Annotated in this window: 6 protein-coding genes; 5 read left to right on the forward strand and 1 reads right to left on the reverse strand. The window is 73.7% G+C overall.

What is annotated here, in order from left to right; translation table 11 throughout:
* Positions 1-7 precede the first annotated feature (7 nt).
* Positions 8-3,682, forward strand: a complete 3,675-nt coding sequence (locus tag ACWGKQ_RS40780; RefSeq protein ID WP_453297120.1) for a glycosyltransferase — start codon at positions 8-10, stop codon at positions 3,680-3,682.
* Positions 3,679-5,172, forward strand: a complete 1,494-nt coding sequence (locus ACWGKQ_RS40785) for a DUF5719 family protein (RefSeq protein WP_453297121.1) — start codon at positions 3,679-3,681, stop codon at positions 5,170-5,172. Before ACWGKQ_RS40780 ends, ACWGKQ_RS40785 begins: the two co-directional genes overlap by 4 nt.
* A gap of 26 nt (positions 5,173-5,198) precedes the next feature.
* On the opposite strand, the gene ACWGKQ_RS40790 is transcribed toward ACWGKQ_RS40785, so the two are convergent.
* Complete coding sequence (locus tag ACWGKQ_RS40790; RefSeq protein WP_453297124.1) at positions 5,199-5,651, reverse strand: metallopeptidase family protein; 453 nt, start codon at positions 5,649-5,651, stop codon at positions 5,199-5,201.
* 278 nt (positions 5,652-5,929) lie between these two features.
* On the opposite strand from ACWGKQ_RS40790, the gene ACWGKQ_RS40795 reads away from it, so the two are divergent.
* The 3 genes from ACWGKQ_RS40795 (at position 5,930) to ACWGKQ_RS40805 (ending at position 9,768) form a co-directional block, all read left to right on the forward strand.
* Entirely contained in the window at positions 5,930-6,352 is a 423-nt protein-coding gene (locus ACWGKQ_RS40795) for a DUF3499 domain-containing protein (RefSeq protein WP_453297125.1), read from the forward strand.
* A 163-nt stretch (positions 6,353-6,515) separates the two neighbouring features.
* A complete protein-coding gene (locus ACWGKQ_RS40800; RefSeq protein ID WP_453297126.1) occupies positions 6,516-8,132 on the forward strand; it encodes an L-lactate permease in 1,617 nt (538 codons plus the stop codon).
* Positions 8,133-8,400: 268 nt separating this feature from the next.
* Positions 8,401-9,768, forward strand: coding sequence for a phosphomannomutase/phosphoglucomutase (locus ACWGKQ_RS40805; protein WP_453297122.1), 1,368 nt, complete (start codon positions 8,401-8,403; stop codon positions 9,766-9,768).
* Positions 9,769-10,338 lie beyond the last annotated feature (570 nt).

Here is a 10,338-nt window from a genome sequence, read left to right on the forward strand (position 1 = left end):
TACCTCGATGTCCGTGCACAGCCACATGGCAGCCCACGAGTCGGCTGCCACACCAGAGTTTCCGCGTCATGTGGTGACCGCGGTCCTCGTCTCCCACGACGGCGCCCGCTGGCTGCCCACCGCGCTCGCCGGGCTGCTCGGCCAGGAGCGCCCCGTCCAGTACGCGGTGGCGGCCGACACCGGCAGCGCGGACGACTCCGCCCAGCTGCTCACCGAGTCCCTCGGCGACGCCAACGTCCTGCACCTCGCCCGCCGCACCGGCTTCGGCCAGGCCGTCGAGGAGGTGAGCCGCACCGCGCCCGTCCTCACCCCGGACGACCTGCCGTACCTGAAGCGGCCCAGCGGCTGGGACCCGGTCACCCGCCAGTGGCGCGACGACGCCTACGACATGCCCGAGCTGCCGTACGGCGAGCCGATCCAGTGGCTCTGGCTGCTGCACGACGACTGCGCCCCGGAACCCGACGCCCTGGCCCAGCTGCTCCGGGTCGTCGACAACGAGCTGGAGCTGGGCCGCGACGACGTGGCGGTCGTCGGCCCCAAGCTGCGCGGCTGGTACGACCGCCGGCAGCTCCTGGAGGTCGGCGTCACCATCGCCGACTCCGGGCGCCGCTGGACCGGTCTGGACCGCCGTGAGCAGGACCAGGGCCAGCACGACCACGTGCGGCCCGTGCTCGCCGTCTCCACCGCCGGCATGCTGATCCGCCGCGACGTCTTCGAGGAGCTCGGCGGCTTCGACCGCCGGCTGCCCCTGATGCGCGACGACGTCGACCTGTGCTGGCGCGCGCACAACGCGGGACACCGCGTCCTGGTCGCCCCCGAGGCCGTCGTACGGCACGCCGAGGCCGCCTCCCGGGAGCGGCGCGCCGTCGACTGCGCCGGCCGCACCACCGCCTCCCCGCACAAGGTCGACAAGGCCGGCGCGATCTACACCCTGCTGGTCAACGCCCGTACGGCCGCACTGCCCTGGATCCTGTTCCGCCTCGTCCTCGGCACCCTGCTGCGCACCGTCGCCTACCTCGTCGGCAAGGTCCCCGGACAGGCCCTCGACGAGATCCGCGGCCTCCTTGGCACCCTGCTGCGGCCCGAGCGGATCATCGCCGGGCGGCGCAGGCGCGGCCGCTCCCAGCTCGACAAGGGCGAGCTGCGCCCCCTGTTCCCGCCGCCCGGCGCCACCGTCCGGGCCACCGTCGAGCAGGTCGCGGGCAACCTCTTCGGCGGCGACGACGAGATCTCCGCGGCCGGCCGGCACGGCGGCGCCGTCGAGTCCGGGCCCGGCGGCGACGACGCCGACTTCCTGGAGATCGAGCAGTTCGCCCGCCTCAAGCGCATCGCCCGCAAGCCGGGCCCGGTGCTCTTCCTGGTGCTGCTGCTGATCTCGCTGGCCGCCTGCCGCGCCCTGCTCGGCTCCGGCGCGCTCGCGGGCGGCGCCCTGCTGCCCGCCCCGGGCACCGCGAGCGAGCTGTGGTCGCGCTACCTGGACGCCTGGCACGCGGTCGGCGCCGGCGGCACCCCGGCCGCACCGCCGTACCTCGCGATCGTCGCCGCGCTGGCCTCCCTGCTGTTCGGCTCGACCGGGCTCGCGGTCACCGTGCTGCTGGTCGCCTCGGTACCGCTGGCCGGCTTCACCGCCTACTTCGCCTCCCGCCCGCTGGTCACCTCGCGCCTGCTGCGCGCCTGGGCGGCCATCGCCTACGCCTTCCTGCCCGCAGCCACCGGCGCCCTCGCCGGCGGCCGCATCGGCACCGCCGTCCTCGCGATCCTGCTGCCGCTGATCGCCCGCGCGGGCATCGCGGCCAGCGGCCTCACCAAGGCCTCGGGAACGCGCGGCAGCTGGCGCGCCACCTGGGCGTACGCACTGCTGCTGACCATCACCACCGCGTTCACGCCGATCGTCTGGCCGATCGCCCTGGTCCTCGGCGTCGCCGTGCTCGCCGTGCGCCGCTCCGACCTGGTCGCCTCCGGCCTGCGGCTGCTGGCCCAGCTCGGCACCCCGCTGCTGGTCCTCGCCCCCTGGTCGCTGACCCTGCTGCCGTTCGGCTTCTTCAAGGAGGCCGGCCTCGACTACGGCTCCTCGGCCGCCTCCGCCCTCGACCTGCTCGGCGCCAGCCCGGGCGGCCCCGGCACCGTCGACGGGCTGATGCTCGTCGGCGTCGTCCTGGCCGCGCTCGCCGCCCTGCTGCGCTCCGAGCGGCAGTCGGCGATCCGCACCGCCTGGGCGGTCGCCCTGATCGGCCTGGTCTTCGCGGTCCTGTCCAACAAGTCCACCTGGGCCGGCCCCGCGAGCCTCGTCTACGGCATCGCGATCCTGTCCGCCGCCGCGCTCGGCGCCGACGGGGCCCGCTCGCGGGTCGCCGAGCAGAGCTTCGGCTGGCGCCAGCCGGTGGCCGCCCTGATCGCCTTCGCCTCCGCCGCGGGCCCGCTGCTGCTCGCCGCCGGCTGGATGATCGGCGGCGCCGACGGCCCGGTCGAGCGGCGCGACCCCACCCAGGTGCCCGCCTTCGTCGCCGAGGACAGCACCACCACCGACCAGGTCCGCACCCTGGTCCTCGACAGCGACAGCACCGCGCGTGTCGACTACATGCTGGTGCGCGGCTCCGGCGCCCGCATGGGAGACGCCGAGGCGGCCGCCGCCGACGGCGAGAACGCCAAGCTCGACAAGGTCGTCGCCAACCTGGTCGCCGGCTCCGGCGCCGACCAGGCCGACCAGCTCGGCGGGTTCGCGGTGCGCTACGTCCTCGTCCACAAGGGCGCGCCGCGCGACATCACGCGCGTGCTCGACGCCACGCCCGGCCTGTCCCGGCTCAGCCAGCAGAACGGCAGCGCCCTGTGGCGCGTCGACCAGCAGGTCTCCCGCGCGACCATCGTGTCGGCGAACGGCTCCGGCACGCCCGCCTCGGTGCCCGCAGGATCCGTCGGGATCCACACCACCGTCCCGGCCGGCGCCGACGGCCGCATCCTGCGCCTGGCCGACTCGGCCTCCCCGGGCTGGACGGCCACCCTGGACGGCAAGCCGCTCACCCGCACCACCGTCGACGGCTGGGCCCAGGGCTTCGAACTCCCCTCCTCCGGCGGCACGCTGGACGTCACCTACGACACGCCGTTCACCCACACCGCCTGGCTGTGGGCGCAGGGTGCGCTCGCCGTCGTCCTGGTCGTCCTCGCCCTGCCCGGCCGTCGCCGCGACGTCGACGACGACCTCCCCGAGGAGCAGCCGATCCCCGCCCAGGCGACCGAGGGCGAGGGCCGCCGCGCCCGCCGCCTGCGCGCCCAGGCGGAGGCCGAGGAGGAGTCCCAGGAGTCCCAGGAGTACCGGGACACCCCGGAGGACACCGACTTCCCGTCGGCGGCCCCGGCGGAGGAGACCCAGGCCGCGGTCCCGCACCAGCAGTCGTACGACGAATGGGACCCCGCCTCCTACCCGGCGGCGGCCGACGGCTACGACACCGGCTACGCCGACCAGTACCAGGGCGCCGGCACCGGCCAGTACCAGACCGGCGGCTACGACCAGCAGACGTACGACCCGTACCAGACCGGCCAGTACGACCCGTACGCCTACGGCGGGCAGCAGGGGCAGGCGGCGTACGACCCGACGTACCAGCAGGGCTACGACCCCGCCTATGACCCGGCCGCCCAGCAGCACCACGGCACCGGCGGCGAGCACCCCGACGGGAGCCAGCAGTGAACCGCACCACCCTGTCCCTGCTCGCCGGTACGGCCGCCCTCGCGGCCATCACCGGGTTCGCCGCGCTCGACGCGCCGTCCACCGCCCCCGCGCACACCGCCGAGGCGGCCGCCCAGCTGCCCGTGGAGCGCACCACGCTGCTGTGCCCGGCGCCCAGCCTGTCCGACATCGCCGACACCTCGTACACGTCGTTCACGCCCGTCACCCAGGGCACCACGAGCGACGGCAAGGCCCAACTCCAGGCCGCCGCCGAGCAGTCGGCGGACGGGACGGGCAGCGGCGGCAAGAAGAAGGCGGCGAGGCCCGTCCTCACCCCGAAGGCGCCCGGCACCCCGGTCACCGGGGACACCTCCGGCGCCGACGGGCCGGCCTACGTCGGCACCGCCGAGGGCAAGTACGCCCCGGGCTGGACGGTCCAGGAGACCACCGAGGTCGCCGCCGGCACCGGACGCGGCCTCCAGGGGGTCAACTGCACGGCGGCCGACACCGACTTCTGGTTCCCCGGCGCCAGCACCGCCGCGAGCCGCACCGACTACGTGCACCTCACCAACCCCGACGACAGCGCCGCCGTGGTCGACATCGAGCTGTACGGCAAGGCCGGCCAGCTCAAGTCCTCGGTGGGGGACGGCATCACGGTCCCGCCGCACACCAGTGAGCCGGTCCTGCTGTCCACGCTCACCGACGAGCGGCAGACCGACCTGACCGTGCACGTGAGCGTGCGCAGCGGCCGGGTCGGCGCGAGCGTGCAGGCCCTGGACGACAAGTCGGGCGGCGACTGGCTGGCCGCCTCCGCCGACCCGTCCGGCAGCCTGGTGCTGCCCGGCATCCCCAAGGACGCCACCGACGTCCGGCTGATCGCCTTCACCGACGGCGACAACGACGCGGACCTGAAGGTGCGCCTCGCCTCCCCGGACGGCACGATCACCCCGGCGGGCAACGAGACGCTGCACGTGAAGTCGGGCATGACCACCGCGACCGACCTCGGCGACGTCACGCGCGGCGAGGCGGGCTCGCTGATCCTCACGCCGACCGACCAGTCCGTCCCGGTGGTGGCCGCCCTGCGGGTCACCCGCGGCAAGGGCGGCAACCAGGAGACCGCGTACATCCCGGCGACCGCGCCGGTCGGCACGCGCGCGACGTCCGCCGACAACAGCGGCAAGGGCACCACCCTCTCGCTGACCGCGCCCACCGGGACCGCCCAGGTCAAGGTCACGGCGTCGGCGGCCAGCGGCGGCGGCGCGGCGGTGTCCAAGACGTTCACGATCAAGTCCGGCACCACCCAGAACGTCGACGCCCCCGTCCCGTCCGGTCTGAAGGGCACCTACGCCCTGACCGTGGAGACGGTCTCCGGCGGCCCGGTCTACGGCGCCCGCACCCTGGCGGCCACCGAGGGCGGCGTCCCGGGCTTCACGATCCAGACCCTGCCGGACGACCGCGGCACGGTGGCCGTACCGGAGGCGGACCAGGACGTGTCGGTGCTGCAGAAGTAGGCGGGCGGCGCGGGGTCGCCGGGGGCTCAGTCCTCGCCGTAGCGGGGATCGACCGTCTCCGGGGTGAGGCCGAGCAGCTCGGCGACCTGCTCCACGACGACCTCGTGCACCAGCGCGGCCCGCTCGTCACGTCCCTTGGTGCGGATCTCGACCGGCCGCCGGTAGACGACCACCCGCGCCCGGCGTCCCTCGCGCGCGGGAATGATGCCGCCCAGCGGCACCGCCTCGTCGTCCCAGTTCTCCGCGTGCCGGTCCTGGAGCCGGGGCACCTCGAGCACCAGGAAGTCGATGTCGGCGAGCTGCGGCCAGCGCCGCTCCAGGCGCTCCACGGAGTCCTGCACCAGGTCCGCGAACACGTCGGCGCGGCTCGCGGCCAGCGGCACCTGAGGTGGCGCGATCGGCCCGCGCATGCCCCGACCGTGGCGATCGCGTCGACGGGGCCCGGGGCCGGCGGCACGGGGCGGTACACGGTTGTCCATCACTGGTGAAGCGTAGTCCTCGCGGGCTCCGGCCGCGCTGCTGCACGCACCGACACCGCTCGGGACGGCATGTCACAGGATGACCATTCCGGCCAAGGTTGGGCTCGTTTCCGTATCTCCACGAGACCGGCCAACTCAAGGCAATTGACGGTGTTTGTACCGACTCGTGACCGGACGCGGTGTCGACCATGACCCCGGACGACCACTTCCGCGCAGGTCAGCGGGGTGTGTCCGGAGGGGTGTGTGGGGTGTTTCACAGTACGACACGGTGGGGTGACCTGGGGGAGAGTCGTCGCGGCCCGCTCAAGAGTGCGGTACCGTCCAACGTCGTGAGCCCTGTACGTCGCTGTTCGCGAACCGCCTGCGGCCGACCCGCCGTCGCGACGCTGACGTACGTCTACGCCGACTCGACCGCGGTCCTCGGCCCGCTCGCCACCTACGCCGAACCCCACTGCTACGACCTGTGCGCCGAGCACTCCGAGCGCCTCACCGCCCCGCGTGGCTGGGAGGTCGTCCGGCTCCTCGACAGCTCCGCTCCCGCGCGTCCGAGCGGGGACGACCTGGAAGCGCTTGCGAACGCGGTGCGCGAGGCGGCCCGCCCCCAGGGGCGGGCGGCCGAGGCGGGCGGCGGCCGTGGCGCGGACCCGATGGAGGTCGCGCGACGCGGCCACCTGCGGGTGCTGCGGTCACCGGACAACTGACGCCCGCCCGGGCCTCCTTACTCACGTCGTTGCTCTCCGTGCATTCCATGACGCGCATTCCATGACGCACGCCCATTGACGTGCGCCTGTCACGGATACGACCATTCCGGATAACCGTCGTCGGGAAATCGCTTTCCGCATGCCGGAACCCGGGGAGGCGCCCGTGTACGTCCAGGAACTGGAACCCGTCGCCGACTCGCTCGGCCTGTCCGCCCTCGTCGCCGCCCTGCCGCTGCTGATCGTCCTGGTCCTGCTCGGCGGGGTCCGCATGAAAGCACACCTGGCGGGCCTGAGCGGCCTTCTCGCAGCCGTGCTCGTCGCGAGGCTCGCCTACCGCATGCCACTGGACCAGACCGTATCCAGCGCCGCCCAGGGCGCCGCGTTCGGCCTGTTCCCCATCCTGTGGATCGTCGCCAACGCCCTGTGGGTGTACCGGATGACGGTCCGCACCCGCCATTTCGACGTCCTGCGCCGCTCGTTCGGGCGACTTTCCGACGATCCGCGGATCCAGGCCCTCGTGGTCGCCTTCTGCTTCGGCGCCCTCCTGGAGGCGCTGGCCGGATTCGGCGCCCCGGTCGCGATCTGCTCGGTGATGCTCGTCGCCCTCGGCTTCGACCCGGTCCGCGCGGCCGTCGTCTCCCTCGTCGCGAACACCGCCCCGGTCGCCTTCGGCGCGATGGGCACACCGGTGGTGACGCTCGCTCAAGTCACCGGCCTGCCGCTGGACTCGGTCGCCTCCGTCGTAGGCCGCCAGACCCCGCTCCTCGCCCTGGTGGTGCCGCTGGTGCTGGTCGGCCTGGTCGACGGCACGCGCGGGCTGCGCCAGACCTGGGTGCCGGCCCTGGCGTGCGGAGTCGCCTTCGCCGCCGCCCAGTTCGCCGTCTCCAACTACGTCTCCGCCCAACTCGCCGACATCTGCGCCGCCCTGGCAGGCGCGGCCGCCCTGCTCGCCGTACCGCACGCACGCGTGCCGGCCACCGAGGAGGTCCGCGCGGCCGTCCTCACCGGCGCCCGCAGCACGGACCTGGACGAGCCCGACGAACGGCCTCAAGTCCTGCGCGCCTACGCCCCGTACGCCCTGATCATCGCGGTCTTCTCGATCGCCCAGATCCCGCCGGTCAAGGACTGGCTGGCGAAGGCGAACCGGGTCTACGACTGGCCCTTCCTGGACGTCGTCAACCCGAAGGGCGAACCGGTCGGAGGGAATCTCTTCACCTGGCCGATCGTCTCCACAGGCGGCACGCTGGTCCTGATCGCGGGTGTCGCCACGGCCGCCGTCCTGCGCGTGCACGCGCGCGTGGCGATCGCGGAATGGGCCGCGACCGTACGGGAGTTACGGTTCGCGATCCTCACCGTGACGTCCGTGCTCGCCCTCGCCTACGTCATGAACCTCTCCGGACAGGCCGCGACGATCGGCCACTTCGTGGCGGCGGCCGGCGCGGGGCTCGCCTTCCTCTCCCCGGTCCTCGGCTGGTTCGGCGTCGCCGTCTCCGGCTCCGACACCTCGGCCAACGCACTCTTCGGGGCCCTCCAGGTCAGCGCCGCCCACGAGTCGGGCCTCTCGCCGGAACTCCTGGCGGCCGCGGGCAGCTCCGGCGGCGTGCTCGGCAAGATGGTCTCCCCGCAGAACCTCACGATCGCCTGCGCGGCGGTGGGCCTGCAGGGCCGGGAAGGGGACCTGCTGCGCAGGGTGCTGCCGTGGAGCCTCGGGCTGCTGCTGGTGATGTGCCTGATCGTGGTGGGGCAGAGCGGGCCGGCGCTGGGCTGGATGCTGCCGTGAGCCGGCCCGGCGCCGGTCACGACCGCTCCGGCCGACTCTGACCGCCCCCGACCGACCACGACCGCCTCCAACCGCCTCCAACCGCCTGCGATTGACCGGATCGGATCCCCCGACTGCGACCGACCGGGGTGGACCGTGCGACCGCCGGGATGGATCACCGCAGATCACAGCCTGGAGTCGACCGGGCGTCCGCCGGGGGATCCCGCACCGGTGCCGACCCGGGGCAGGTAGTTTGGGGCGACCGAGAGGACTTCAGGAGGGTTGGCCAGTGGCTGTTGCTGATCTGTCGCAGATCGTGAAGGCGTACGACGTGCGCGGGGTGGTTCCGGACCAGTGGGACGAGGCGCTCGCCGAGCTGTTCGGCGCCGCGTTCGTACAGGTGACCGGCGCCGCCGCGATCGTCGTCGGCCACGACATGCGGCCCTCCTCGCCCGGCCTGTCCCGTGCCTTCGCGCGCGGCGCGGCGGCCCGGGGCGTCGACGTCACCGAGATCGGCCTGTGCTCGACCGACCAGCTGTACTACGCCTCGGGCGTCCTCGGCCTGCCCGGCGCGATGTTCACGGCCTCGCACAACCCGGCGCAGTACAACGGCATCAAGATGTGCCGTGCGGGCGCCGCGCCGGTGGGCCAGGACACGGGCCTGTCGGAGATCCGCGAGCTGGCGGAGCGCTGGTCGCAGGAGGGTGCCCCCGAACCGGCCGCCACGCCGGGAACGATCACCTCCCGCGACACGTTGTCGGATTACGCGGCGTACCTGCGCTCACTCGTGGACCTGACCTCCATCCGCCCCCTGAAGGTCGTGGTCGACGCGGGCAACGGCATGGGCGGCCACACGGTCCCGACGGTCTTCGAGGGCCTGCCGCTGACCCTGGTCCCGATGTACTTCGAGCTGGACGGCACCTTCCCGAACCACGAGGCCAACCCGCTCGACCCCGCCAACATCGTGGACCTCCAGGAGCGCGTCCGCGCCGAGTCCGCCGACCTCGGTCTGGCCTTCGACGGCGACGCGGACCGCTGCTTCGTCGTGGACGAGCGCGGCGAGCCGGTCTCCCCGTCGGCGATCACGGCGCTGGTGGCCGCCCGCGAACTCGCGAAGAACGGCGGCAAGGGCACGGTCATCCACAACCTGATCACGTCCTGGACCGTCCCCGAAGTGGTCCGGGAGAACGGCGGCACCTCCGTCCGCACGCGCGTCGGCCACTCCTTCATCAAGGCCGAGATGGCGAGCTCCGGCGCGATCTTCGGCGGCGAGCACTCGGCCCACTACTACTTCAAGGACTTCTGGAACGCCGACACCGGCATGCTGGCGGCCCTGCACGTCCTCGCCGCCCTCGGCGGCCAGCCCGCCCCTCTCTCCTCCCTGGTCGACCAGTACGACCGCTACACCGGCTCCGGCGAGATCAACTCCACGGTCGCCGACCAGCAGGCCAGCCTCACGGCGATCCGCGCGGCCTACGGCGACCGCGACGACGTCACCCTGGACGACCTCGACGGCCTCACCGTCACCGCCGCCGACTGGTGGTTCAACGTCCGCCCCTCCAACACGGAACCGCTGCTGCGCCTGAACGCGGAGGCGAGGGACGAGGCGACGATGACGAAGGTACGCGACGAGGTACTGGCGATCATCAGAGCGTGACCCCGCGCCCTCGACCGCCTCACCCGCAGGCGACCCGCCCCACCGCACACCGCCCGGCACCTCCCGCCCCTCCGAGCCACCGACGCCTCGGATGCTTGCCGGTTTGCGGGCCGCCCGGTGCCTCGGGGACTTGCCGGTTTGCGGGCCGCCCGGTGCCTCGGGGACTTGTCGGCTTCCGGGCCGCCCAGTGCCTCGGGCGCCTGCCGGCGGTCCGATCCGCCTGAGCGCTCCGCTGGAAGTGCTGCGGTCTGCGGTCTGCGGTCTGCCGTCCGCGGTCTGCCGTCTGCGGCGCCGTCGTGGCTGGTCGCGCAGTTCCCCGCGCCCTTTTGGGGCGCTGCCGAACCGCAGCGGACTCCGGCGGACCCGCTTGGCGCCGCGGAGAGCGGTCGGCGATTCGAGCCGCCGGACACCCCGGGTACCCCTCGGCCTCCGTGCCCCCGGCACCCCTCGGCCCCCGTGCCCCCGGCACCTCTCTGCCGGCCGAGTCGCCTCGCCCCGCCCTCGGCTTTCCATCGACCGAGTCGGGTGGTGGGTGGGCGAAGGTCTCGGGGGTCCAGGGGGCGGAGCCCC

The organism is Streptomyces sp. NPDC054770, from assembly GCF_053611985.1.